Genomic DNA, 25,337 nt, shown 5'->3' on the forward strand with positions numbered 1-25,337 from the left:
GCGCGGCCTCGAAGCCAGCCTGCATATGCGCCAGGGACTGCCGCTCCCCCGCGCGGCCCTGACCGCGATCTTCCTCTGCCAGCAGGGCCAGCGGACCGGCCAGCAGGGCCATAAACTGCGGCCAGCGCGCGCCCAGCCGGGTGTATACCTCGCGGAAAAACGCCAGAAAATCGCCCCCGGCCACAAGGCCCTCCAGGCCGGGGTGGAACACCCCGTGCCAGAATTGCTCGGTGAGCGCCAGCAGCAGCCCGGCCTTGGAGGGGAAGTAGTTGTACACCACCCCCACCGAGATGCCGAGTTCCTTTGCCAAGCGGCGGATGCTGAGCGCGCCCGGGCCCTCTGACTGAAGGACGCGCTGCGCCGCGGTGAGAAGCTCTTCACGGCTGGTGACCGCCTGCTTCATGAAAAATCGCCTCCCTTATCATTGCGAACGGTGTTCATATGAACGACGTTCATAATACAGTATAAAAACAATCCTGTCAAGAGGCAGAGCAAAACTTTCACAAAAAATGCCTTCCGGGAAGCGTTTCCCCGGAAGGCATAAACGTGCAGCAGCGGATCAGCGGTTGGAGGCGAGGAAGAACAGGGCCACCGTGCCGGGGCCGGAATGGGCGCCGATAACCGGGCCGATGTCGCCCAGGCACACACGCTTTACGCCCAGCTCGCAGATGCGGTCGGCCACATACTGGCAGTCGGCCGGGCAGTCGCCGTGGCTGACGAAGACCACCTGCTCGGCGGGGGGCACGTCGCTGGCCTGGAAATGCTTGACCAGGCCGTCCAGGCTGGCCTTGCGGCCGCGCACCTTTTCCATGGCCACCAGATGGCCCTCGTCGTCCACATGCAGGACGGGTTTGATGCCCAGCAGGGTGCCCGCCACGGCGGCGGCGCCGGACAGGCGCCCCCCGCGCTTTAAGAACATCAGATCGTCGACCGTGAACCAGGCGCACACCCGCATTTTGTTGGCCTTGAACCACCCGGCCACCTCGGCCAGGGGCTTGCCCTGGTTTTTCAGGCTGGCGGCGTAATAGACCGCCAGGCCCTCGCCCATGCTGGCCTGCAGGGTGTCGATGACCTCGACCGTGCGGCCGGGATATTTTTCGCGCAGCTCCTCGGCGGCGAGCACCGCAGAATGGCAGGTGCCGGAAAGGCCGCTGGAAAAGGCCAGGTACAAAACGTCCCGGCCGCTTTGCAGCACCGGCTCGAAGGCCTCGGTAAAGGCGACCTGGTTGATCTGGCTGGTGGTGCTGACGCCGCCCGCCCGCAGGGCGTCGTAGAAATCGTGGGGGGTCAGCTCCCGGTTGTCGGGGTAGTTTTTATAGTCGCTGCCGTTCAGGTGAAAGCTCATGGGCAGCACCTGAACGCCCAGCTCCTGCACCAATTCCGCCGTGAGATCGGCCGTGGAATCGGTAAAAAGTACGTATTCCGCCATTTTGCCACACTCCTCTTGTTCACAGTAAAAAAGCGCGGCGGACGAAAAGCCCGCCGCGCCCCTCAGTGGCATTTTACCATAAACGGAGGCGATTTAAAAGAGTTTTTCCTATTTATCGGTTTCCGGCTGCGGGCGGCCGGCCCGGCGGTGCAGCCAGGCCAGAAGGCGCTGCTCGTTGCGGATGCACCAAAGGCCGATGGCCCCGGTGACGAGAAACAGCAGGATGGGCAGCCACACCTCGCCGCCGGCAAGGCTGTCGCCCGCCACGGTGGTGGCCAGAAGGCAGGGGATGCGGGCCAGGGTGCAGGTGAACAAAAATTCGCTCATTTTGAGGGGCAGGAAGGGGCCCAGATAGGTGAGGATATCCTTGGGGACGCCGGGCAGAAAGAACAGGATGTACAGGGCGCTGCGGGCCTTCTGCTCGCTTTGCAAAAAGCGGTATTTGTGCAGGGCGTCGGCGGGGATGGCCTTGGCGCCCAGCGCCTTTACAAGGACATAGATGAACGCGCTGCCCAGCAGGATGCCCACCAGGCACAGCAGCATGCCGCCGAGGGGACCGAACAGCGCGCCGGCCATGAGCTGCACCGGCTCGCCCGGAACAAAGGCCACCACGATCTGAAAGACTTCAAGCCCAAGGAACACGAGCATGCCCCATACACCCTTGCCCTGCACCCAGGCAATGAACTGATCCCGGGCGGCCTGGCTGGTGATGAGGGCCCAGAGCTCCTGGCGCCAGATCACCGCCGCCGCGCCCCCCGCCGCGCAGAGCAGCAGGATGAGAAGGGCGGGCCCATATTTTTTAACGCGCTTTTTCATGTACACATTGCCTTTCCGCCGCGGGCGAAGCGCCCACGCCTGTATGTACCCCGCCTGCCCGGCCCGCGGCGCCGCGCCGCGGGCCGCCGGGCGGCGATGGGATCAGGAATTGCTCATGGCCTCGGAGCCGGTCATGGAGCCCGAGCCCGACATGCTGCCGGAACCAGCCATGGAGCCCGAGCCCGACATGCTGCCGGAGCCGGAGGCGCTGCCGGAATCGGACAGGGAACCGGAACCGGCGCTGCCGCTCATGGCCGAGCTGGAAGAACCGGCCGAGGAACTGCTTTGGCTGGCACTGCTGGAAGCAGTGGAGGAGGCGGGCTTGGAGGAGGCGGGCTTGTCGCCGCCCCAACACCCGGCCAGGCTGGCTGCCAGCGCCAGCGCACATGCGATGCTGACAAATCGTTTCATAGCAATACTCCTTTGTGAAACAGTGTTTGGTATAAACCAGTGCTATTGTTCCACAAAGGTTCGCCGCTATACATAAAGCCGGGCCCCGGCCTTATTTTATTCCAGATTGCCGGTAAAGGCCATAAGGGCGGCAAGGGCCGCCAGGGGCGCGGTCTCGCAGCGCAGGATGCGGGGCCCGAGGCCCACCGCGGCGGCCCCTGCGGCGGTGAGAAGCGCGGCCTCGTCGGGGGCAAAGCCCCCCTCGGCCCCGGTGATCAGGGCGATGCGCCGCCCGCCCGCAGCCAGCTGCCGCAGGGGCGCGCCGCCCTTTTCGTAGCACAGCAGCGCCGTGTCGAACCCCGCCAGGCGGGCCGGAAGATCCCTGAAGGCAAGGGGGAGCTCGACCGCGGGCAGCACGCCCCTGCCGCACTGCTTGGCGGCCTCGGCCGCGATGCGGGCGTAGCGGAGATTCTTCTGCTCCTCTTTTTTGGGGGCGGCCACGCAGAACCGGCTGAAAAAGGGCACGATGCGCACCGCGCCCAGTTCCACGGCCTTTTGGATGATGGTCTCGAGCTTTTCCTGCTTGGGGTAGCCCACGAACAGGGTCACCTGCACGCCCGGCTCGGCCACGCAGGGGCGCTTTTCCAGCAGGGCGAGCTCCACCCGGTCCGGGGCGACGGAGGCCACCCGGGCGGTGTAGTCAAAGCCCGCGCCGTCGCACAGGGTCACCTCGTCGCCGGGCTTTGCCCGCATGACACGCCCCAGGTGGTGGGCGTCCGGCCCGGTGAGGGCGGCGGTGGCGGCGGTGAATTCGGCTGCGAAGTAGCGGTGGGGCATCAGGCCTCGCCCCCGTTTTTGCACAGGATGGCCACCCAGCCGTTCTCTTCGCGCACTTCGGCCACGCTGAGGCCCGCGGCCGAAAGCCCGGCGATGACCTCTGCGCGCCGGGTGTCGATGACGCCGCTGGCGATGAAGACGCCGCCCGGCGCGAGAAGGCCCGGCACCGCCGGGGCCAGCTGCAGGATGGCGTTTGCCACGATGTTGGCGGTGATGATATCGTACCGGCCGCTGGCCTTTTGGGACAGATCGCCGATGAGCACGGTGAACCGGTCCGTCACCCCGTTGAGCGCCGCGTTCTCGCCGGCGGTGCGCACGCACATGGGATCGATGTCGACCCCTTCGGCCGAGGCGGCGCCGAGCTTAAGGGCCGCGATGGCAAGAATGCCGCTGCCGGTGCCGATGTCCAGAACGCGCTCGCCGCCCTTGACCAATTCGTCCAGCGCCGCAAGGCACAGGGAGGTGGTCTCGTGGGTGCCGGTGCCGAAGGCCATGCCCGGGTCCAGCCGGATGACGGTGCGGTCGGTCTCGAAATTTTCCCAGCTGGGAACCACGGCCAGCCGCCGGCCGATGGTGAGGGCATGATAATAAGCCTTCCAGCCGGTTTCCCAATCCTCCTGTTCCACGCCCTCCGCCGCCAGCTCGCAGGGCAGCTCGGCGGCGGCCAGGCGGCCGCGCAGCAGCTCCAGCACCTCGGCGGGGTTTTCGTCCGGCGCGAGGTACAGGTGCACGGTCACATGCTCCCGGTCTTTGGCCAGGAGCGCGGGCTCGATCAGGTCCACATGGGCAATCTGCCGCACCCCGGCTTCCAGATCTGAGTAATCCTCGATGTAAATGCCGCCTCCGGAAATACCGGTGGCGATGGCCTCGGCAGCCTCTGCCGAGGCCTTGGGTACGGTGATTTTGATATCGGTCCACTTCATGACGGTTTCTCCTTTTAAAGGGGGGCGAAAAAGCGCCGGCCCTGATCTGTTTTTATCAAAGCACGCACAGCGCACACGCATTATGGACGCGTTCGCCTTACCGCCCCCTTGGGCGGCGAGGGGAACGCCATTGCTTTACAGTTATTATAGCAGTTTTGGCGGCCGCATGCATGAAATAAAAACGAACAATGCGCAAGGAAAAACCGCTGGAAACACCCCGAATTATTACAAATTGGTAAAGATACGCGACCTGTTCGCAAATATTGTACATATTGAATGATTTTAAGCTATAAATGATGTGATTATCGTATAAATAATTGGTTAAACGTTTTCTTAAAATTTCGTTGAAATGAGTGGGAAAGGGTGCTATGGTAAAACCAGCGAAAGGGAGCCGGCCCCGAAATACTGCAGAAAAAATAAGGAGGATCACCCATGAAATTTGCGAGAAAAATGATGGCGCTGGCGGTTTCGCTGGTGCTGTTTGTGCTGACCGTTCCCACGTTGGCCTTTGCGGCCGATGGTGAGAGGTGCATTGTGTATGCGCAGGTGCCGGAGGATTGGACGGCGCCCTGCATATGGGCCTGGGCCGACGACGGGACCAATGCCTTTGAAGCGTGGCCGGGCGAAAAGATGAAGGCGGATGGGAACAACCCCGGGTGGTATTACTGCTGGATCCCGGCCGGCGCGGGCAATGTGATCATCAACGCGAATGAGGGCGGCGTGCAGACGGCGGACCAAAAGCTGGAGGCAAAAAACGCATGGCTCACCATTGCGGATGCCGACACGGTGGAAGTGAGCTACGAAGCAAAAACGACAGGGGAGATCCCCCCATATGTTGAGACCTTTGCGGTGCACGCCAAGGTGGAGGAAAGCTGGCGGGATGTGCGGATCTGGGCGTGGCTGGCCCCGGATGGAACCAACGCGTTTGAAGCATGGCCGGGCGAGGCCATGGAGGCGGGCGAAACCGGCTGGTATACGGCAAACGTGCCTGTGTGGGTGAACAGCGTTATTATCAATGCCAACGGCGGTGAGGTGCAGACCGAGGACCTGACCATCGACGCGGCCGAGGTGTGGGTGACGGTGGACGCGGAGGGCGCCGCCGAGTTTACGTACGATGACCCGGAGGCCCCCGATGCGGAGGATATTACAGTGCATGTGCAGGCCCCGGCGGATTGGAGCGCGCCGCATCTTTGGGCCTGGTCGGCGCCGGATGGAACCAATGCGTTCTCCGCGTGGCCGGGCGAGGCCCTGCAGGAGGCGGAAGGCGGCTGGCTGGCGCTGACGGTGCCCGGCTGGATCAACAGCATCATCGTAAACGGAAACGAGGGAAGCGTGCAGACAAGCGATCTTTCGGTGGACGTGGGCAAGGATGTGTGGATCGTGGTGACAGATGCGGAAAACGCGGAGGTTTTGTATGAGGAGCCAGCCGCAGCGCCCGCGGCGCCGGATGCCCCGGCGACACCCGTGCCCGCCGCCAAGGAACAGCCCGCGGAAAGCGGCGTGAACCCTGTGGTGATCGTGATCGCGGCGGTGGTTGTGATCGCCGCCGCGGCCGGTGTGATGATCGCAAGGAAGAAAAAGAGATCCTGACGGCAACCGGCGCAGGCAAAGGAGGGGTCTCCTTGCCCTGCGCCGAGCCTGACTTTAGTTGGAAGGGAGAAACAGGACCCATGAAACGATGGCTCGCGCTTTTTGCGGCGGCATGTTTTGCGGCAATGCTTTTTACCGGCTGCCCGGGGCCGGCGAAAACGGAGGAAGGCCCCGTGACGATCACGATCTGGCACGACAAGGAAGAGGAGGTGGCGGCCGCCCTGCAGGCGGAGCTTGACAAGCTGGCACCGGACATTGTTGTGAAGCTGGAGCGGAAGGACGGCTTGACCGAGGCCCTGAAAATGGTGGGGAACGACCCCAAAGCGGCCCCGGACATGTACTTTTTCGCCCACGACAAGCTGGGCGTATACGCGGAAATGGGCATTCTGGCCCCCATTACCGACTTTGTGGATGCCAGCGTGCTGGAGGCCTATCTGCCGATGACGATCGAAGCGGCGGCCTATAAAGGCGAAGTGTATCAACTGCCGCTGTATTTTGAGACGCTGCTGTACATGTATAACCGCCGCTACATGAGCGATGAGGAAGTTCCCAAAACGACCGAGGCGCTTTACCGATACATGCAGGACACCACAAAGGGCGGCCACTACGGCTTTGTGGAGCAGCACAGCACGGCCTATTACAGCGCGGGCTGGATCCACGCCTTCGGCGGCTATATCATCAACGAAGCCGGACAGCCGGGACTGGACAGCCCCGAGACCATTGCGGCGCTGGAATACCACAAGAAATTTGTGGAATACATGCCCAGCGAGGGAGAATATGCCACCGTGAACACGCTGTTCCGGGAAGGCAAGGCGCATTCCACCATCGGCGGGCCGTGGCTGGTGCCGGCCGCGCGGGAAAGCGGGATCGACCTGGGGCTGGCGCCGATGCCGGTGGTGGATGAAACCGGAAGGGCGATCGCGCCCTATTCCGGCGTGCAGGGGCTGCATGTGCTGAAGGTCGCCGCCGAGAAAAAGCACGATGCGATCGCCAGGGTGCTGCGGCAGCTGACGGGCGATGAGATCGGGATCGCGATCGCGCAGGCGAGCGGCTGTGCGCCCGCAAAGGAGAGCTGCTACACCGCCCCCGCCGTTGCGCAGGACGATATGGTGATGGCGATGTATCAAACGGCGCAGAACGCGGTGCCGATGCCGAACATCCCGGAGATGGACGTGATGTGGACCGTGGCCGAAAACCTTCTGGCCGACATCAATATGAGCGGCAAGGATGTGACCGAAAGCGCGAAGGCCGCGCAGGAGAAAGCGCTGGGCCTGATCGCGTCCATGAAATAAGGAGCGAAGTGCCATGAAGAAACGCCGGAAAGACACATTATGGGCGTATTTGTGCAGCGCGCCCTCGCTGCTTTTGATCCTGCTGATCGTGGTATTCCCGATCCTGTATACAGGGTATATCTCGCTCACCAACATGAACGTGTACCACTGGTTCGATTTTGAGTTGATCGGGCTGGGAAACTATAAAAGCGCGCTGTTTGTGTTTGATTCCGGATTTCTGGCCGCGCTGCTGGTAACGGTTCTGTGGACGATCGTGAATATGGCGCTGCAGCTTGCGATCGCCTTTGTGCTGGCCAGCCTGCTGAACATTCAGGACTTTAAGTTCCGCCGCGTGTATAAGACGCTGCTGATGTTCCCCTGGGCCATGCCGGGGTATGTTTCGATTTTGCTGTGGAAAACCGGCATGTTCAATTCCCAATTCGGGCTTTTGAACCAGTGGATGGAAAAGCTGGGCCTGGGGGCGCAGCGCTGGCTGGCAACCGATGGCTCGGCCTTTCTGTGCTGTACGGTGGTGAACCTGTGGCTTGCGCTGCCGTTCATGATCATGATCATGGACGGCGCGCTGCAGGCTGTGGACAAAAGCTGCTACGAGAGCGCGGTTTTGGACGGCGCAAACTGGATGCAGCGCACAGCGTACCTGACGATCCCCTCCATCAAGCCTATTATTGCGCCCGCTGTGATCATTACAGTGTTTACGACCTTCAAGCAATTTGACGTGATCTATCTGCTCACACAGCAGGCGGGGGCAAAAACGGGCTCGAATTTGCACACGATCCTGACGTATGCCTATGAAAACGCATTCATTACCAACAATTATGGCTACAGCTCGGCGGTGTCGATGATTATTTTTGCCGTGCTGATCGCCTTTTCGCTGCTGACCAGGCGGCGCGCGAAGGAGGGATGAGGATGTTGTTGCGCCGGAAAAAGAAGCTTTGCCGCTTTTTGGGGCATGGCGCGCTCCATGTGTTTTTTATTGCGCTGTGTTTTGCCACGCTGGTGCCGATCCTGTATGCGCTGTCGGTTTCACTGAATGCGGAGAACAGCCTGCTGAGCTCGGAGTTTCGCTTTATTCCCCGGCAGTTCACATGGGCGAATTACAGGGCCGTATTCACCGAGCGGGCGGTGATGCTTTGGTTTAAAAACAGCATGATCCTTGCGGTGTGCACGGTGGTGATCTCGCTGGGGGCGGCGATCCCGGCGGCGTATGTGTTTTCCCGCAAACGGTTTGCGGGGCGGGGGGCGGTCCTGGAGATCTTATTGCTGCTGTATTCGTTTCCCTCGGTGCTTTCGATGTTTGCGATCTACAAGCTGCTGAGCCCGCTGGGCCTGGTGAACAGCAGGATCGGGCTGATCCTTGTATACACAGGCACCATGGCCGTATTTGGGCTGTGGAACATGAAGGGCTATTTTGACACGATACCGGTGGAGATCGAAGAGGCCGCCGCCATGGACGGCGCCACCAACGTTCAGCTGGTGACAAAGATCGTGCTTCCGCTGGCGAAACCCAGCATCATCGTGACCGCGGTGATGATCCTGATCTATGTGTGGAACGAATACCTGTTTGCCATCACGTTCATGACGGGCGCGGAACATTATACGCTGGCGGCCGGCCTGTATTCGCTGCAGGCAACCGAGATCAGCGGAAGCTGGCCCGTATTCGCCGCGGCGGCGCTTGTGGTGAGCGCGCCGATTTTGGTGATCTTTTTTGCGGTGCAGAGGCATATGACTTCCGGCTTGACGGCCGGCGGCGTAAAAGGCTGAGGGAAATGAGGGAGAGCGAATGAATCTGAGCGCGATCAAACATGTGCCCCTGTCTGCCGATGCGCACGGGATCAGCGAATGGGAGGTGGTGTTCCGGCTGCGGTGCGGCCGGGACGACCTGCGGGCCTGCACGCTTTATTATGCGGACAGGGCGTGCCGCCAGACACCGGTGCTGTTTTCTGGTACACCGATGAAGGTCACAGCACAGGATGAGTGGTTTGATTACTACGAGGTGATCTTACAAAGCCCCTATAAGCGGATCTGCTATTATTTTGAGCTGGACGACGGCCGGGAAAAATTATTGTATTACGGTGACTTTTTTGCGGGCGGGCGGGTGGACGACCGCTCGGAGTATTATCAGCTGCCCTTTAACCACCGGGCGGACATTGCCGCTGTGCCGGAGTGGGCCGCGGACGCCGTGATCTACAATATTTTCCCGGACAGCTTTGCCTCGGCGCGGCGCGCGATCAGCGGACAGCCCGGCGAATGCCGGTGGAACGGGCAGACAACACGCGGAAAGCTGGGCGGTACGATCAATGGGATCACCGAGAACCTGGACTACATCCAGGGGCTTGGAGCCAACTGCATTTATATGAACCCGATCTTTGCCGCGGGGGAATACCACAAATACGATCTGCTGGACTATTTCCACATTGACCCGTGCTTTGGAACGGACGAGGATTTCCGCCGTTTGGTGGACGCCTGCCACAGCAGGGGGCTGCGCGTGATCATAGACGGGGTGTTCAATCATGTGGGATGGCACTTTTTCGCCTTTGAGGACGTGGTGGAAAAGGGCGGGGATTCCGCGTACAAGGATTGGTTTTACGGCCTGGAATTCCCGGTGCGCCGCCCGGAAAGCGGGGACGAATACCCGAAGTACGAATGCTTTGGATATGAGCGGATGATGCCGAAGATCAACACGGAAAAGCCGGAGGTCGCGGAGTATTTCTGCCGGGTGGGCCGGCACTGGCTGCGGGAGTTTGATATCGACGGCTGGCGGCTGGATGTGGCGAGCGAGATCAACGACGCGTTCTGGCGGCGGTTCCGGGAGGCCGTGAAGGCGGTGAAGCCGGACTGCCTGCTGATCGGTGAGGTGTGGGAGAGCGCCCCCCACTGGCTGAATGGGGATATGTTTGATTCCACGATGAATTACGACTTCCGCAAGCATTGCCGCCGCTTTTTTGCCGAGCGTTCCATCGACGCGGCCCAGTTTGACGGGCGGGTGACCAACATGCGCGTGCGCTATAAGCTGCCCATGCTGTATGCGCAGCTGAACCTGCTGGACAGCCATGATGTGAGCCGCTTTTTATCCCTGTGCCAGGGGGACCTGGCAAGCATGAAGCTGGCCGTGCTGTTTCAGATGACGTTTATCGGTATCCCGTCGGTGTTTTATGGGGATGAAAAGGGGATCGACGGCCTGTTGGAGGAGGAATACCGCCACCCGATGCCCTGGGGGCAGGAGGACGGCGGGCTGGAACAGTTTTACCGGAACGCGGCCGGGCTGAGAAACGCATGCCCCGCCCTGCGTCGGGGCGATTTTTACACGGTGAGCGCGCGGGCGGGCAGCGGGATGTATTGTTATTGCCGGGCCCTGGATAAGGAAGGCGTTTTTATCGTGCTGAACAACCAGCCGCTGGCCGCGGAGCTGCCGGGGGAGATCGCAGAAAAAGAATTGTTGTGGCAGGAGGGACTGAGCGGGCGGAGCATTGGTCCGATGGGGTTTGCCGTGCTGAAAGGGAGGGCGGAGATATGAGCGTGACGATCCGCGAGGTGGCGGCGGCCGCCGGAGTTTCCACGGCGACGGTCTCCAAGGTGATCAACCACTCCCCCACGATCTCGCAGGCAACGGCGGAGCACGTGCAGCAGGTGATCCGCCGGATGGGATACCGCCCCAACAAGCGGGCCCAAAGCTTTGCCAAGAGAGCGACAAAAAACATCCTGTTTTTGAGTGAGCTGGAGCACGGGGTGGGCTTTGAAAACCCGCATTTGTTCGAGATGATGGCCGGGGCGGAGGCCGCGCTGGCGCGAAAGGACTACGGCCTGCTGGTAAAACACATCAGCGCCCGCGGGCTGGTAAACAGCTTTGCCGACATTATGGACAGCGAGTATGTGGACGGAGCCATTGTTCACGCATCGGTCGTTTCAAAAGAGACAGCGGCACTTTTGACGGATACCGCCTTTCCTTATGTGGTGATCGGGATGCCGGATTTTGCAAACCGATTGTGCTGGATCGATACCAACAACAGCGTGGCCGGGCAGATCGCGGCGAGCCATCTGCGGAAAAAAGGATACGAACGCATCGCCTACATCGGAGGGCCCAAGGAGGACACGATCTCGCTGCACCGGCTGAACGGCGTACTGGAGGGGCTGGGTACAGCGGTCCCGGCGGGCTATATCCGCCACGGAGCCCCCTGCAGCGAAACGGGCTTTCAGTGCACAAGGGAGCTGCTGGCACTGGAAAAACCGCCGCAGGCGATCATCTGCGCCAACCAGTATCTCGCCTTCGGATGTGTGGAAGCGCTGCGGCGCAGCGGGGTGGCCATACCGCAAAAGATGGCGGTGATCACGTTTGACGACTTTCCTTTTTCAAAGGTAATGGAACCGCCGCTGACGGTGGTGAATCTGGACATGTATGATATGGGCGAACAGGCCGCAAAAATCATTCTGCGGCGGATCAGGAACCCCCAGTTGCTGGTGCAGGCATACACAACGCTTCCCAGCCTGATCGAGCGGGAATCGACCAGGAGGGAGGGGAGGGATTAAGAAGACCGGCGGGGGGCCCGGCGCGGCTGGAAGAGCGGGTCCCCCAAAACGGATTTGGCAAAAGGCAGGCCGCAGGAAGACCCATTTTGCAAAAAAAGAAAAAGCTGGGCTCCTGCTTTGCGCGGAAGCCCAGCTTTTTATTGCCTTGAAGACCGCCCTGCCTGCTGTATAGACGGGGTCAGGGGCGGGTATACTCCTGTTCGCAGTACATGCAGCGGTAGGTGCCGGCCGCGGGATCGGTGAGCAGGAACACATGGTCCAGCTCCTGCTCCACGCTGGTGATGCAGCGTGGATTTTTGCATTTGGCCACGTTCACGATGCGGCCGGGCAGCGTGAGGTGCTTTTTTTCCACGATGCGCCCGCCCTCGATGATGTTCACGGTGATGCTGGGGTCGATAAAGCCAAGCACGTCCAGATCAATGTCGATGCGGTCCTCGATCTTGATGATGTCCTTGCGGCCGGATTTGTTGCTGCGGGCATTCTTGATGATGGCCACGCTGCAATCCAGCTTGTCCAGTTCCAGCACACGGTAGATCTCCATGCATTTTCCGGCGGCGATGTGGTCGATCACCACGCCTTTTTCCAGGCTGTCAACGTTCAGCATTTACTCCACCTCCAGCATTTTCAAAATCAGCGCCATGCGCACAAAACGCCCGAACCTTGCCTGCGGGAAATAGGCGGCGCGGGGATCGTCGTCCACCTCCACGCTGATCTCGTTTACGCGGGGCAGCGGGTGCATGACGATCATGTCGGGCTTGGCGAGGGCCATCTTGCCGTTGTCGAGGATGTAGCTGTCGCGCAGGCGGATATAGTCCTCCTCGTTGAAAAAGCGCTCGCGCTGCACGCGGGTCATGTACAGAATGTCCATCTGGGAGATGGCATCCTCCAGGCGCTCCACCTCTTCAAAGGGGAAGCCCTCGCGCAGCAGGTCGTCGCGGATGTAGTCCGGGATCTGCAGCTCTTTGGGGCTGACCAGCACGAACTTGATGCCCTTGTAGCGCATCATGGCCCGGATGAGGCTGTGCACCGTGCGGCCGAATTTCAGATCGCCGCACAGACCCACGGTGAGACTGTCCAGATGGCCCTTGAGCCGGTGGATGGTGAGCAGGTCGGTGAGGGTCTGGGTGGGGTGCTGGTGGCCGCCGTCGCCCGCGTTGATGAGGGGGCAGTCCACCTTGGAGGCGGCCACCGTGGCCGCGCCCTCCTTGGGGTGGCGCATGGCGATGATGTCGGCGTAGCACTCCACCGTGCGCACGGTGTCGGCCACGCTCTCACCCTTGGCGGCCGAGCTGGAATTGGCCGAAGAAAAACCCAACACCTGGCCACCGAGACTGAGCATTGCGGATTCAAAGCTCAAACGGGTGCGGGTGCTGGGTTCAAAAAACAAAGTAGCTAATATCTTGCCATCACATTTGTGGGCAAAGGCCTGCGGGGTTTCGATGATGCGGTCTGCGAGCTCTAACAGCTCGTCGATCTCCTGAGTGGTCAGGTCCAGAGGACTGATCAGCTTTTTCACGAGCGGGGCCTCCTTTGCAAATTTTTTTAATTCTAACCTGCCCCCTTTCAAATTGCAAGACCTTTTTCGGAAAAATTTCAAAAAATGTAACGCTTGATGAAAAGTGTTTCTCTTGATTCGGCAAAAAATTCCAAACGCCGTTCCTTTCCGAAAAAATGGAAGAAATCCTTGTGCGCTCTGCACAACAAGGAGATAAAACACTTTTGCAGTTTGACGGAAAAGAAAAATGAAGTTACGAAAATGGAACAAACAGCTTGTTTTGTTCACATAAAAGTAACACAGAAACAATGTTGTGTTACCTTGTTACTTCTGCATGTTAATCGGTTGACGGGCGCCTTTCACATTGGTATGATTTAGCCGTAGTCAACAATTTCCGGCCGGAAAGCTTCCAAATGGTGGACAAAAACCACAAAGGAACGGCTGGAAGCGACACGGCAGCGGAAAAACCGCTGTTTTCCCGGCAACGGCCCGAGTTCAGCTGCGCCGACCCCGCAGGAACAGCTGATGCAGATAGAAACGGCAAAATAGAACATTATAAAAAGAGAGAGCGGGGAGAAAAGGTGGAATACTATGGCAAAGAGAATCGACAGTACCCCGAAAAAAGACGGCTTCCGCATGCCCGGCGAGTTCGAGCCTCAGGAAAAGATCTGGATGATCTGGCCTGAGCGCCCGGACAACTGGCGCGACGGCGCCAAACCCGCCCAGGAAGCTTACGCCAATGTGGCCAAGGCCATCAGCGAGTTCGAGCCGGTCACCATGATCGCCTCCCCCGCCCAGTATGCCCACGCCCGCAACGTTCTGCCCCCTGAGATCCGCGTGGTGGAAATGGCCAACGACGACGCCTGGTGCCGCGACTGCGGCCCCACCTTTGTGAAGAACGACAAGGGCGAAGTGCGCGCCATCGACTGGGATTTCAACGCCTGGGGCGGCCTGGTGGACGGGCTGTACTTCCCCTGGGCCAACGACGACGCGATCGCGCAGAAGATCTGCGAGATTGAGGGCATCGACACCTACCGCACCCCCGGCTTTGTGCTGGAGGGCGGCTCCATCCATGTGGACGGCGAGGGCACCCTGCTGACCACCGAGATGTGCCTTTTGAGCGAGGGCCGCAACCCCCATATGACCCGCGAAGAGATCGAAGAGCAGCTGAAAGAGTATCTGAACCTGGAGAAGATCATCTGGATTAAGGACGGCATTGACCCGGAAGAAACCAACGGCCACATCGACGACGTAGCCTGCTATGTGAAGCCCGGCGAGGTTGCCTGCATCTGGACCGAGGACCCCGAGAACCCGTTCTACAACGAGTGCCAGGCCGCTTACAAGACCCTGACCGAGGCCACTGACGCCAAGGGCCGCAAGCTGAAGGTGCACAAGCTTTGCATGCCCAAGGTCCCCGTGACCATCAAGGGCGACTTTAAGATCGATTATGTGGAAGGCACCCTGCCCCGTGAGGACGGCGACATCTGCATCGCTTCCTACATGAACTTTTTGATCGTGAACGGCGGCGTGATCGTGCCCCAGTACGGCGACGAAAACGACGCGCTGGCCCTGGAGCAGGTGCAGGCCATGTTCCCCGACCGCAAGGCTGTGGGCGTGTATACCCGCGAGGTCGTGTACGGCGGCGGCAACATCCACTGCATCACCCAGCAGCAGGTGAAATAAGACCCCTTTGGCAGGACCCGCGGCCCTGCGCGCCGGCAAAGGTGCGCAGGGCAAAGGGTCTTTTCGGGCGGAGCAGGCTTTTGCGGGCCGAACGCTCCGCGGCTTTGTGAAATTTTGCGAGGAGGCAAAATAGATGCAAGAGAAGAAAAAGATAAACCTGTGGCAAACGATCCTGTTCTCCATCTGTGGTATTTTGGTGCTGGACAGTATCGCTTCCCCCGCAATGATCGGCGTGTCGGCCATTACCATGTGGGTCATCACCGCCATCGTGTTCTTTATCCCCTACGGCCTGGTGAACGCTGAGCTGGGCTCCACCTACCCGGACGACGGCGGCATCGCCAGCTGGGTGCAGCGCGCCTTCGGCGAGAAGCACGCGGTGCTGGTGGGCTGGTACTACTGGGTGAATGTGGCGTTCTGGATGCCCGCCGTGTTCGTGGCGTTCTCCAGCTGGTTCTCCATGGCGTTCGCCCCCAGCGCTTCCCCCTGGCTGCTGGCGGCCATTGCCATTGTGATGTGCTGGCTGGTGGTGGCCATCGGCATCCGCGGCGTGGATCTGTCGGTGGCGGTATCCAACATCGCGGCGTTCTGCAAGGTGGCCATCGTGGTCATCATGGGCGTGCTGGGCGTGGTATACGGCGTGACCCGCGGATTTGCCAACGATTTTTCCCTGCACGCATTTATCCCGGATATGAGCCATGCGACCGAGTACATTGCCATTATCGTTTATAACCTGCTGGGCTTTGAGCTGATCAGCAGCGTTGGCGGCGATATCGAGAACCCCAAAAAGAACATTCCCAAAATGACCGTGTTCGCAGGCCTGATCGTGACCGTGCTCTACATCATGGGGACCTTCGGCATTCTGGCGGCGATCCCTGTGGACGGCATCAGCGAGGCCGACGGCTTCTTCTACGCCATCCAGGAGCTGTGCAGCGTGTTCGGCCCCGCCCAGAACGCGGTGTTCTACGTGCTCATCATCGTTGCCATGCTCACCCTGGTCTCCAACATGGTTTCCTGGAGCATGGGTGCGGTGGAGACCCTGGGCGCCATCGGCATGGAAGAACGCAGCCCGAAGCTGCTGGGCCACAAGCACAAGAAATTCGGCACCAACGACTACAGCTACATCGTGATGGGCGTGATCTCCACCGTGCTGGTCGTGGTGAACTTCTCGCTGAGCGGCGACGCCAACGACGTGTTCTGGAACATCTTCGCGTTCAGCACCCTGGTGTTCATGCTGCCCTACCTCTGGCTGTTCCCCGCCGCCTGGAAGCTGCGCAAGAGCGACCCGGGCACCGAGCGGGTGTACAAAGCCCCCGCGCTGGGCCTGTGCGTGGTGCTGGGCGAGGCGTGCATGGCGGTGGCCGTGTTCTTCCTGTTCTACGTGCCGTTTGACCCTCTGTATCACGGGATGCTGATCGTGGGCACGATCATTACCACCCTGATTGGTTTCAAGCTTTACAACAACGGCAAGAAAGCAAACAAATAATCGACAGATGGGGGGCGTATCCCCGTAAAAAACAAGGAAGACAAACCCAAGCCTAAAAGGAGCCGCGCCGTCGCCACCGCCGTGATCGTGCTGGCGGTGGCGGTTGTGGCGGGCGTGCTGCTGACCGCACGGGCCTCGGGGGAGCTGACCGCCCGCATGGCAGCGGGCGCGGGCACCGAGAGCGGTGTGCGGGGCCAGCTGCTCGGCCCGCTGACGCTGATCCCGCCCATTGTGACCATCGTGCTGGCCTTCCTCACAAAAGAGGTGCTGACCAGCCTGCTGGCGGGCGGCCTTTCCGGCGCGGCATTATTGGTGGCCTCCCAGGCGGAGCTTGGGGGGTGGGGGGGCTTTTTGCTCAATACCCTGCACAAGTACTGCCTTACCCTGGTGGAGGTGCTGGCCCAGCCGGAAAATACGGCCATCATTGTGCTGTGCCTTTGCATCGGTGGATTGACAAACCTGATCCGGGAGGCGGGCGGTTTTAATGCCGTGGCCCGCAAGCTGGTGAAGCGGGTCAAGACCCCGCGCCAGGCACAGCTTATGACCAGCCTGATGGCGCTGATGTTCTTTTTTGACGACTACGCCGACGCGCTGATCGTGGGGCCGGTGATGCGGCCCATCACCGACCAGGCGCGGGTGAGCCGGGAAAAGCTGGCGTTCATGGTGGATTCCACCGCCGCCCCGGTGGCGGGCATTGCGCTGATCTCGAGCTGGATTGCGGCGGAACTGGCAGCCATTGAGGCCGGGTTCGACGTGCTGGGCGTGGCCGAATCGGCCTACAACACCTTTTTGGGCAGCATCCCCTATTGCTTTTACAACATTTTCTGCCTGACCTTCATCCTGTGGATGGTGGTCATGGGGCGGGACTATGGCCCCATGTACAAGGCCGAATGCCGCGCCCGGGCGGGCGTTCCCATGAACCCCGAGCGCACTGAGGCGGGCCAGCCGGCCGGCCAGGAGGAGCGCCCGGTCTCCCGCTCGAGCCTGTTCATTGCGGTGGGCTCCATCCTGTTCCTGTGCGTGTACGCGGTGGCGGGCATCTACTCGGACGGGCTGTACAAGGCAAAGGCCGCCGGGCTGCTGGCCCGGGACGCGGGCTTCTCGTTTGAGACGCTGCGTGTGGCGTTCGGCGAGGCCAGCACCGTGCAGGTGCTGGTGGAGGCGGCCATTCTGACGGCGGTGCTGGCGGCCATTGTGGCCGTGGTTACCCGCGCCCTGACCTTTAACGGGGCGGTGGGCGCCTGGGTGGAGGGCGGCGTGCAGCTGCTCACCACGGCGCTGATCCTGGCGCTGGCTTGGGGACTTTCGGCCATGATCGCCGAGCTGGGCTCGGCCAGCTACCTGGCCGAGATGCTGGCGGGCAGCCTGCCCTACTGGCTGCTGCCGAGCCTGGTGTTCCTGGTGTGCTGCGGCGTGAGCTTCAGCGCGGGAAGCTATGGCTGCATGCTCATGATCATGCCCATGGCTGTGCCCATTGCCTACACCATGGCTTATTCAAACCCCGCTGTGCATAACCCCTGGGGCCTGTTCTGTGCCTGCGTGGCCAGCGTGCTTGCCGGCTCCATTTTCGGCGACCACTGCTCCCCCGTGACCGACACCACGATCCTTTCGGCACAGGGCAGCGGCTGCGCCCTGCTGGACCATGTGAAGACCCAGATGCCCTACGCCCTGACCGTGGCCGCAACGGCCACCCTGATGGGCACCCTGCCTGCGGGCTTCGGCGTTTCGCCGGCCCTCACGCTGCCGCTGGGCATGGCGGTGCTGGCTGTGGTTCTGTTCAAATTCGGCAAACACCCCGCGCCCGCGGGGGAGAGCAAATAAACCCGAGAAAAACAAAAACATGGAGGTATCCTTAACATGGAACTGCGTCACTTTATTGACACCAGCGACTTCACCAAACAGGAGTTGCTGGACATCATCCACCTGAGCCTGAAGATCAAAAAATGCATTAAAACCGGCTATTACCCCCCGCTGATGCGGCGTAAGACCCTGGGCATGATCTTCCAGCAGTCTTCCACCCGCACCCGCGTATCCTACGAGACCGCGATGGAGCAGCTGGGCGGCCACGCCCAGTATCTTGGACCCGGCATGATCCAGCTGGGCGGCCACGAGACCATCGGCGATACCGGCAAGGTGCTGAGCCAGCTGGTGGATGTGGTGATGGCCCGCGTGATCGACCACAAGACCGTGGTGGAGCTGGCCGAGAACTGCACTGTTCCCGTGATGAACGCCATGAGCGATTACAACCACCCCACCCAGGAGATCGGCGACATGTGCACCATCGTGGAGAACCTGCCCCGCGGCAAAAAGCTGGAGGAGTGCAAGGTGGTCTTTGTGGGCGACGCCACCCAGGTTTGCGCCTCGCTGGCCATGATCACCACCAAGCTGGGCATGAAGTTCGCCCACTACGGCCCCAAGGGCCACCTGATCCCCGACAGCCCCAGCGCCGCCTGCATGGCCGCCATTGAAAAGAACTGCGCCGAGAACGGCGGCGTGTTTGAGGAAGGGGACGACCGGGATCTGGTGAAGGGCGCCGACTTCATCTACACCGACGTGTGGTACGGCCTGTACGAGAGCGAGATGCCCAAGGAGGAGCGCGTGCGCGTGTTCGGCGACTACCAGGTGAACCGCGAGATGATGCAGCTGGGCAACCTGGGCTGCAAATTCATGCACTGCCTGCCCGCCACCCGCGGCGAGGACGTGACCGACGAAGTGGCCGATTCCGACGCTTCCCTGTGCTGGGAAGAGGCCGGCAACCGCCTGACCGCCATGCGCGGCCTGCTGGTGTACTTCACCCGTTACCAGAAGGACGGCACCGAGGCGGAGAAGGAAGCCGTGAAGCAGGAGCTGGAAGCTTTTATGGAAGAGCGCGGCCTGGCGTAAAACTGAATCAAGCGTAAAAAAAGCGGCAGCCCTACGGCTTTGGCCGTAGGGCTGCTTTTTTCTTTTTTCGCGGAAGAGGCCCATTGGGGGCCGTTCCGCCCCCCTTTCCGCCCGCCCCTGCGGGAGGGCCGGGGCAGCCGCTCCGGCTTTGCCGCACCGGCAGGCGCAGACCCTTCAAAGCGCCCTGCGCCGGGCAAAAACCGTAAAAGACACCCTGTTGAATCAACCGATAAAAAGGAGAAATGTATTATGGCTAAAATCGTGATCGCCCTGGGCGGCAACGCGCTGGGCAACACCCCCGCCGAACAGCTGGCTCTGGTGACCGGCACCGCGAAGCCCATTGTGGACCTGATCGAACAGGGCAACCAGGTCATCATTGCCCATGGCAACGGGCCTCAGGTGGGCATGATCAACCTGGGCATGTCCACCGCCGCCGAGGCCGGCGCCATCAAGTCCGACATGCCCTTCCCCGAGTGCGGGGCCATGAGCCAGGGCTACATCGGCTACCATTTGCAGAACGCCATCAACAACGAACTGACCGCCCGGGGCATCGCAAAGCCCGTGGGCACCCTGGTGACCCAGGTGCTGGTGGACGAGGCCGACCCCGCGTTTCAGAAGCCTTCCAAGCCCATCGGCGCATTTTACACCAAAGAAGCGGCCGACAAGCTGGCCGCCGAGAAGGGCTACACCATGATTGAGGACGCAGGCCGGGGCTACCGCCAGGTTGTGCCCAGCCCCAAGCCCGTGGACGTGGTGGAGAAGGACATGGTGAACACCCTGGTGGATGCCGGGTACGTGGTCATCACCGTGGGCGGCGGCGGCATCCCCGTGATCCGCAAGGATGGCAGGCTGGTGGGCACCCCCGCCGTGATCGACAAGGACTTCGCGTCTGCCAAGCTGGCGGAGCTGGTGAAGGCCGACAAGCTGGTGATTTTGACCGCCGTGGACCGGGTGGCCATCAACTGGGGCAAGCCTGACCAGAAGAGCCTGGAAAGCATGACCGTGGCCGAGGCCGAGCGGTACTGCGGCGAGGGCCATTTTGCACCCGGCAGCATGCTGCCCAAGGTGCAGGCCGCCATGAGCTTTGCCAAGGCAGGCGGGGAGGCGATCATCGCCAGCCTGGAAAAGGCCGCCGACGCCCTGGTGGGCAAAAGCGGCACCCGCGTGGTGGGCTGAAACGCCTGCCGCGGGGCCTGAAACTGTTATCTTCTTCCTCTCTCTTTTTGGAAAGGGCGCCGGCCGCGCAGGCCACGGCCGGCGCCTGATCCGCCTTTACCAAACCAACTCCTTTCTCATTCTCTCTCCATAACTCAAGGCAAGGGCAGGGCCCCGGCGCAAACGCGCCGGGGCCCTGTTCGTTTTGTTTATGCCTCAGCCGCCCCGCTGGGTGCGGGCGATGCGCATGTACATCAGGCTCTCGAAGATCGCGATCATGCCGCAGCGGCTGGTTACGTCCTGGTCCAGGTACTGCACTTCGTCGGCGAACATGTAAAAGTTCAGGTCGCTCATGTTCTGGATCACGTTGTTGTCGGCCCGGGTGATGGAGATGATGGTGGGGGTGGCGATGGCGAAGATCTCTTCCAGCTGGCGGATCACCACCTCGTTGTTGCCGGTGTAGCTGAGCACCAAAAGCGCGTCGTCGCGCTTGACATGGCGCAGCATTGCCTTGAACTGGTATTCCTGCTCGGGGAACTCGACCTCGTAGCCGCAGGTGATGAGCATGCGGTAAAAGTACCAGCCCACGTCCAGCGAGAGGCCCTGCGCCAAAATGTAGATTTTGGGGTAGCGGCTCATGATCTGGTTGAATTTTTCCTTCTTTTCCTCGGTGATGACCTGCACCGCTTCGGTGATGTTTTTTAAGTAGCTGTTCTGGTAGTCCGCCCCGAAGACCACGTCCGGGATATCGATGCGGCGGCTGTTAGCCTCGGTTTCTTTGATGGCGGCCACAAACTCGCTGTAGCCTTCGAACCCGAGCTTTTTGACAAACCGGAACAGGGTGGTGGTGGACACATAGCACTCGGCCGCCAGCTCGCGGATGCTCATGTTTTTTACCTGGTGCATATTTTTGATGACAAAATTGAACACGTTGCGCTCGGTGTTGGAAAGCCGGTCCAGCCGCTCGCTGGTATAAGAATAAAAGTCCATGGACAATGCCCTCCCCCTTTTAAATAGGGTCCGCTTTTGGAACACAGCAGAAACTGCTCTTGCTTGAAAGTTTAGCGGATGGAGGGGCGGCTGTCAAGCGGATACATATTCCGCCGCACGCGGGAAAAACTGTGGATATGCAGATTCAGGAGGGAATTTTATGAAGTTGACACCCCAGGAATACAATAAGATGAACACGCAGGCCAGCCCGAGATCGAAGCTTTGGAAGGACTGCGTGTGGGCGTTTTTGGTGGGCGGGGCCATCTGCCTGCTGGGCGAGGTGCTGCGCAAATCCTACGCGGCGGGCGGTATGACTTTGGGTGACGCGGGCGCGCTGACCAGCGTGACCCTGATCGCCATCTCGGCCATCACCACGGCGCTGGGCTGGTACCAGAAGCTGGCCGCAAAGGCGGGGGCGGGCACCCTGGTGCCCATTACCGGCTTTGCCAACGCGGTGGTGAGCCCTGCCATCGAGTTCAAGTGCGAGGGCTATGTGCCGGGCGTTGGCGCAAAAATGTTTTTGATCGCGGGGCCGGTGATCGTGTACGGCCTGCTGGCGAGTACCGTGTGGGGCGTGCTGTATTACTTTTTGCGGCCCTTTATTTAAAAGGAGAGTGAGCGCGTGAGAAAAGGGGACACCATTCTGTTTGAAACCCCGCCCGCCATCGCCGAGTTTGCGGCGGTGGGCGGCAAGCGGGAGAGTGAGGGCCCGCTTGCGGCCCGGTTCGACCTGCTGTTCGAGGAGAACACCCTCGGGCAGGAGACCTGGGAGCAGTCGGAGAGCCAGTTGCAGCGCCACTGCCTGGATCTGGCGCTGCAAAAGGCGAATCTCGCCGCCGCGCAGCTGGACCTGATTCTGGCGGGCGATTTGGAAAACCAGTGTACCGCGTCGGCCTATACCCTGCGGGAGGTGGACGTGCCCTTTGCGGGGCTGTATGGGGCCTGCAGCACCATGGCCGAGGCCTTGGGGCTTGCGGCCTGCCTTGCGGCAGCGGGCTTTGTGGGTCACGCCGCCGCCATGACCAGCAGCCACTTCTGCGCGGCGGAGCGGCAGTTCCGCACGCCGCTGGTGTACGGCGGCAAGCGCGCGCCCACCGCCCAGTGGACCGCCACCGCGGCGGGCTGCTGCATCCTGGCAGGCAAGGGGCAGGGGCCCTTTGTGAAGTCGGTCACCTTTGGCCGGGTGCGGGATTACGAGATCAAGGACATCAACAACATGGGCGCGGCCATGGCCCCGGCGGCGGCCGAGACCATTCTGCGGCACTGTGCCGACACAAAGCGCACCCCGGGTGATTTTGACGCGGTGTTCACCGGGGACCTGGGCATCGTGGGAACAAGGCTTTTGAAGGAGATCCTGGAAAAAGAGGGCCTCAAGTTGGACAACCACCAGGACTGCGGCCTGCTTCTCTATGACATCGACACCCAGGACGTGCAGGCGGGCGGCAGCGGCGCGGGCTGTTCGGCCAGCGTGCTGTGCGCCCATGTGCTGCCGGCGCTGCGGGCGGGCAAGCTGAAAAAGGTATTGTTCCTCTCCACCGGCGCGCTGATGAGCCAGATCACCTTTTTGCAGGGGGAGAGCATCCCCGGAGTGGCCCATCTGGTGGAGCTGGCGAGCGAAAAGGAGGGACAGGCATGAGTTACTTGTGGGCATTTTTGATCGGCGGCGCCATCTGTGTGCTGGGCCAGCTGCTCATTGATCTGACCAACTTTACGCCGGCCCGGGTGCTGGTGACCTATGTGGTGGCAGGGGTGGTACTGTCGGCCCTGGGGCTTTACGACCCCCTGGCGGAATTTGCCGGCGCAGGCGCCACCGTGCCCCTGATCGGCTTTGGGCACCTGTTGGCCCAGGGGGTGATGGAGGCGGTGGACGCCACCGGCCTTTTGGGGGCGATCACCGGCGGGTTCACCGCAGCCGCGGCGGGCGTGACCGCAAGCCTTGTGTGCGGCGTGATCGCCGCCACCTTCAGCCGGTCGAAGGACCAGAACTGAGGCGGAAAAAGGCCCGCGGCGCAGCGGGCGGGCCTGACCGCGCCTGAAACGAAAAAACAGTCCCGGCAGCAGCCGGGGCTGTTTTTTTGGCTGAGGGGAAAATATAAAACAAACGGCCCGCCAAAAACCGGCAGGCCGTTGTGTTTCGTCTATCAAGCGTTGGCTTTGTTCGCGCGCTTCGCCATGCGGCTGATCTTGCGGGCAGCGGTGTTCTTGTGAAGCACACCCTTGCTCTGCGCCTTGGCGATGGTGGAGACAGCCACCTTCACGACAGCGTCCTTTTCAGCGGCGTTCGCGGCGATGGCAGCGTCTGCCTTCTTGACGACTGTTTTCAGGTTGGACTTGATCGCCTTGTTGTGAAGGGCTTCCTTCTTGGCCTGGACCACGCGATCTTTCTGGGATTTGATGTTAGGCATTCGTACCACCTCCTTGCTACCCATAACAGTGCAACTTATAATACCACATTTACGGGGCGGTTGCAAGCTTTTTTTCAAGTTTTTTGTGCCGGAATGTTCCGGCGCAAAACGGCCAAAGCTATAGCCGGAGCGTATCTTGTGGGGCGCGGGCAGAACCTGCCCGGCAAAGCCCCACATCTTGAAAAAAGAACAGAAGAAGAGGTGCGGGAATGCCGATCTATACGGACATTGCAGACGAGCTGTACGGCCCCGGCAGGGGCACGGTGCCCGGCGGGGTGAAATGCTACACGGCCCGCTCGGGGCCCATCACCCTGACCCGGGTGCAAATCAGCCGCCCGGGCCTGGAGCGGCCGGCGGGCCGTTACTCCACCCTGGAGATCCCCAGCCTTGCAGTGGTGGACGACAAGGACGAAAAATATGTGAGCGCCGTGGCGGGCGAGGTGCGCGCGCTGCTGCCTGCCGTGGGGCCGGTGCTTGTGGTGGGGGTGGGCAACCGCAGGGTTACCGCGGACGCGCTGGGCCCGCGAAGCGCGGGGGGCGTGCTGGTCACCCGGGGGCTGGCGCCCCAGAACGAAGCGGCGAGCCTGGGCCTGCGCGAGGTGGCCTGCGTGAGCCCCGGCGCCTCGGGCGCCACCGGAATCCCGCTGGTGCAGCTGTTGGCGGGGGTGGTGCGGGCGGTGAAGCCCGCGGCGATCCTGTGCATCGACAGCCTGTGTACCTCGGATCCCGCCCGGCTGGGGCGCACGGTACAGATCTCGGACACGGGGCTGTGCCCCGCCCGGCCCGAGAGCGGCAAGTGCATCACCCGGGCCATGCTGGGGGTGCCGGTGCTGGCCGTGGGCATCCCCACCATGATGGAGGCCGACGAGGCAGTGGGGCGGCCGGGCTTCGTGATCACCCCGCGGGAATTGGACAGCGTGGTGAAAAAGGGATCGAATCTGCTGGCGCTGGCGATCAACAAGGCGCTGCAGCAAAAGCTCTCGATCGCCGAGCTGTGCTACCTGGCAAACTAAAGGCATGAGCCGCGGCCGCCGCTGCATACCCTTATAGCAGGATTTTGTGCAAAGGGGGTGGGGCGCATGCACATGCATACAGCCCTGCGGCGGCTCGGCACCCTGGCCATGGCTGCGGGCGTGGGGCTGGCGGCCATGGGGGCGGGCAAAGCGGTGGGTGCGCCGGATCTGGCCGACGGCCTGGCCCTTGCAGGCAGCGTGCTGGCAAGCCCTGCGGCGGCGTTTGGCGCAGCGGACCGGCTGTTTCAGGAACAGGCCCTGCCCGCGGCGCAGACCGAGATCGAGGACGAGGAGAGCCCGCAGGTCTATGAAGCGCCGCGCCCGGAAGAAGTGCTGCCCACCCCCGCCCCCGCACCCACGGCGGCACCCGGGGAGGAGCCGGCGGCCACACCGGGCCCGCGGCCCGAGGGCATGGGCGAGGTAGAGGCG

The 25,337-nt window shown here is 61.5% G+C and carries 25 protein-coding genes and 2 pseudogenes; 17 read left to right on the forward strand and 10 right to left on the reverse strand.

Annotated features, from left to right (window positions below):
* From ACMLHZ_RS05095 to prmA, 6 genes are all read right to left on the reverse strand, one after another.
* Nucleotides 1-403 (reverse strand): TetR/AcrR family transcriptional regulator (locus ACMLHZ_RS05095; protein WP_418666711.1); only part of this gene is annotated, 403 nt, incomplete at its 3' end.
* Nucleotides 404-559: 156 nt separating this feature from the next.
* A complete protein-coding gene (locus tag ACMLHZ_RS05100; RefSeq protein ID WP_418666712.1) occupies nt 560-1,429 on the reverse strand; it encodes a DegV family protein in 870 nt (289 codons plus the stop codon).
* A 108-nt stretch (nt 1,430-1,537) separates the two neighbouring features.
* A complete protein-coding gene (locus ACMLHZ_RS05105; protein ID WP_418666713.1) occupies nt 1,538-2,245 on the reverse strand; it encodes a TVP38/TMEM64 family protein in 708 nt (235 codons plus the stop codon).
* A 102-nt stretch (nt 2,246-2,347) separates the two neighbouring features.
* Nucleotides 2,348-2,656, reverse strand: a complete 309-nt coding sequence (locus ACMLHZ_RS05110; RefSeq protein WP_418666714.1) for a hypothetical protein — start codon at nt 2,654-2,656, stop codon at nt 2,348-2,350.
* A 96-nt stretch (nt 2,657-2,752) separates the two neighbouring features.
* Nucleotides 2,753-3,472 (reverse strand): RsmE family RNA methyltransferase, encoded by a 720-nt coding sequence (locus ACMLHZ_RS05115; protein ID WP_418666715.1) that lies wholly within the window; start codon nt 3,470-3,472, stop codon nt 2,753-2,755.
* The gene (gene prmA / locus ACMLHZ_RS05120; protein ID WP_418666716.1) at nt 3,472-4,395 is read right to left on the reverse strand and encodes a 50S ribosomal protein L11 methyltransferase; all 924 of its coding nucleotides are present in this window, start codon (nt 4,393-4,395) and stop codon (nt 3,472-3,474) included. Before prmA ends, ACMLHZ_RS05115 begins: the two co-directional genes overlap by 1 nt.
* A gap of 432 nt (nt 4,396-4,827) precedes the next feature.
* On the opposite strand from prmA, the gene ACMLHZ_RS05125 reads away from it, so the two are divergent.
* The 7 genes and pseudogenes from ACMLHZ_RS05125 to ACMLHZ_RS05155 all read left to right on the forward strand — a co-directional run bounded on the left by ACMLHZ_RS05125 (nt 4,828) and on the right by ACMLHZ_RS05155 (nt 11,801).
* Entirely contained in the window at nt 4,828-5,985 is a 1,158-nt protein-coding gene (locus ACMLHZ_RS05125) for a starch-binding protein (protein WP_418666717.1), read from the forward strand.
* An 80-nt stretch (nt 5,986-6,065) separates the two neighbouring features.
* Nucleotides 6,066-7,277 carry an extracellular solute-binding protein gene (locus ACMLHZ_RS05130; protein ID WP_418666718.1) on the forward strand — a complete coding sequence of 404 codons (1,212 nt, stop codon included), beginning with the start codon at nt 6,066-6,068 and terminating at the stop codon, nt 7,275-7,277.
* 13 nt (nt 7,278-7,290) lie between these two features.
* On the forward strand, nt 7,291-8,181 hold the full coding sequence (locus ACMLHZ_RS05135) for a carbohydrate ABC transporter permease (protein ID WP_418666719.1): 891 nt from the start codon (nt 7,291-7,293) through the stop codon (nt 8,179-8,181).
* A gap of 2 nt (nt 8,182-8,183) precedes the next feature.
* Nucleotides 8,184-9,038, forward strand: coding sequence for a sugar ABC transporter permease (locus tag ACMLHZ_RS05140; protein ID WP_418666720.1), 855 nt, complete (start codon nt 8,184-8,186; stop codon nt 9,036-9,038).
* Nucleotides 9,039-9,117: 79 nt separating this feature from the next.
* Nucleotides 9,118-9,351 (forward strand): annotated as a pseudogene (locus tag ACMLHZ_RS05145) (alpha amylase N-terminal ig-like domain-containing protein); the annotation flags it as partial.
* A 105-nt stretch (nt 9,352-9,456) separates the two neighbouring features.
* Nucleotides 9,457-10,791, forward strand: coding sequence for a glycoside hydrolase family 13 protein (locus ACMLHZ_RS05150; RefSeq protein ID WP_418666729.1), 1,335 nt, complete (start codon nt 9,457-9,459; stop codon nt 10,789-10,791).
* Nucleotides 10,788-11,801, forward strand: a complete 1,014-nt coding sequence (locus ACMLHZ_RS05155) for a LacI family DNA-binding transcriptional regulator (RefSeq protein ID WP_418666721.1) — start codon at nt 10,788-10,790, stop codon at nt 11,799-11,801. The genes ACMLHZ_RS05150 and ACMLHZ_RS05155 overlap by 4 nt, the downstream gene beginning before the upstream one ends.
* Nucleotides 11,802-11,979: 178 nt before the next feature.
* Here the strand turns inward: ACMLHZ_RS05155 and ACMLHZ_RS05160 are convergent, their stop codons facing one another.
* Both ACMLHZ_RS05160 and pyrB read right to left on the reverse strand, forming a co-directional pair.
* Nucleotides 11,980-12,405 (reverse strand): aspartate carbamoyltransferase regulatory subunit, encoded by a 426-nt coding sequence (locus tag ACMLHZ_RS05160; protein WP_418666722.1) that lies wholly within the window; start codon nt 12,403-12,405, stop codon nt 11,980-11,982.
* Entirely contained in the window at nt 12,406-13,317 is a 912-nt protein-coding gene (gene pyrB / locus ACMLHZ_RS05165; protein ID WP_418666723.1) for an aspartate carbamoyltransferase, read from the reverse strand.
* Nucleotides 13,318-13,887: 570 nt separating this feature from the next.
* On the opposite strand from pyrB, the gene aguA reads away from it, so the two are divergent.
* The 5 genes from aguA to arcC all read left to right on the forward strand — a co-directional run bounded on the left by aguA (nt 13,888) and on the right by arcC (nt 20,521).
* A complete protein-coding gene (gene aguA, locus ACMLHZ_RS05170; protein ID WP_177563972.1) occupies nt 13,888-14,979 on the forward strand; it encodes an agmatine deiminase in 1,092 nt (363 codons plus the stop codon).
* A gap of 133 nt (nt 14,980-15,112) precedes the next feature.
* A complete protein-coding gene (locus ACMLHZ_RS05175; protein ID WP_418666724.1) occupies nt 15,113-16,462 on the forward strand; it encodes an APC family permease in 1,350 nt (449 codons plus the stop codon).
* Between the two features lie 81 nt (nt 16,463-16,543).
* The gene (locus ACMLHZ_RS05180) at nt 16,544-18,283 is read left to right on the forward strand and encodes a Na+/H+ antiporter NhaC family protein (protein WP_418666725.1); all 1,740 of its coding nucleotides are present in this window, start codon (nt 16,544-16,546) and stop codon (nt 18,281-18,283) included.
* Nucleotides 18,284-18,319: 36 nt separating this feature from the next.
* Complete coding sequence (ptcA, locus tag ACMLHZ_RS05185; RefSeq protein WP_177563965.1) at nt 18,320-19,345, forward strand: putrescine carbamoyltransferase; 1,026 nt, start codon at nt 18,320-18,322, stop codon at nt 19,343-19,345.
* Between the two features lie 249 nt (nt 19,346-19,594).
* The gene (arcC, locus tag ACMLHZ_RS05190; RefSeq protein WP_418666726.1) at nt 19,595-20,521 is read left to right on the forward strand and encodes a carbamate kinase; all 927 of its coding nucleotides are present in this window, start codon (nt 19,595-19,597) and stop codon (nt 20,519-20,521) included.
* Between the two features lie 195 nt (nt 20,522-20,716).
* On the opposite strand, the gene ACMLHZ_RS05195 is transcribed toward arcC, so the two are convergent.
* Nucleotides 20,717-21,490 (reverse strand): MurR/RpiR family transcriptional regulator, encoded by a 774-nt coding sequence (locus tag ACMLHZ_RS05195; protein WP_418455350.1) that lies wholly within the window; start codon nt 21,488-21,490, stop codon nt 20,717-20,719.
* A gap of 160 nt (nt 21,491-21,650) precedes the next feature.
* Here ACMLHZ_RS05195 and spoVAC point away from each other — a divergent pair, with 160 nt between their 5' ends.
* Genes spoVAC through spoVAE form a run of 3 tightly spaced genes read left to right on the forward strand, consistent with a single transcriptional unit; the run spans nt 21,651 to nt 23,479 of the window.
* On the forward strand, nt 21,651-22,097 hold the full coding sequence (spoVAC, locus tag ACMLHZ_RS05200) for a stage V sporulation protein AC (RefSeq protein WP_418666727.1): 447 nt from the start codon (nt 21,651-21,653) through the stop codon (nt 22,095-22,097).
* Between the two features lie 15 nt (nt 22,098-22,112).
* The gene (locus tag ACMLHZ_RS05205; RefSeq protein ID WP_418666728.1) at nt 22,113-23,126 is read left to right on the forward strand and encodes a stage V sporulation protein AD; all 1,014 of its coding nucleotides are present in this window, start codon (nt 22,113-22,115) and stop codon (nt 23,124-23,126) included.
* Nucleotides 23,123-23,479 carry a stage V sporulation protein AE gene (gene spoVAE / locus ACMLHZ_RS05210; protein ID WP_177563230.1) on the forward strand — a complete coding sequence of 119 codons (357 nt, stop codon included), beginning with the start codon at nt 23,123-23,125 and terminating at the stop codon, nt 23,477-23,479. The genes ACMLHZ_RS05205 and spoVAE overlap by 4 nt, the downstream gene beginning before the upstream one ends.
* Before the next feature lie 152 nt (nt 23,480-23,631).
* Here the strand turns inward: spoVAE and rpsT are convergent, their stop codons facing one another.
* Nucleotides 23,632-23,895: a 30S ribosomal protein S20 gene (gene rpsT, locus ACMLHZ_RS05215; RefSeq protein WP_177563229.1), complete on the reverse strand. Its 264-nt coding sequence runs from the start codon at nt 23,893-23,895 to the stop codon at nt 23,632-23,634.
* Nucleotides 23,896-24,104: 209 nt separating this feature from the next.
* On the opposite strand from rpsT, the gene gpr reads away from it, so the two are divergent.
* Together gpr and ACMLHZ_RS05225 are read left to right on the forward strand one after the other, a co-directional pair.
* A complete protein-coding gene (gpr, locus tag ACMLHZ_RS05220) occupies nt 24,105-24,908 on the forward strand; it encodes a GPR endopeptidase (protein ID WP_177563228.1) in 804 nt (267 codons plus the stop codon).
* 66 nt (nt 24,909-24,974) lie between these two features.
* Nucleotides 24,975-25,337: pseudogene (locus ACMLHZ_RS05225) on the forward strand (hypothetical protein); the annotation flags it as partial.

Source organism: Allofournierella sp., assembly GCF_048388525.1.
Lineage (GTDB): Bacteria > Bacillota > Clostridia > Oscillospirales > Ruminococcaceae > BQOK01.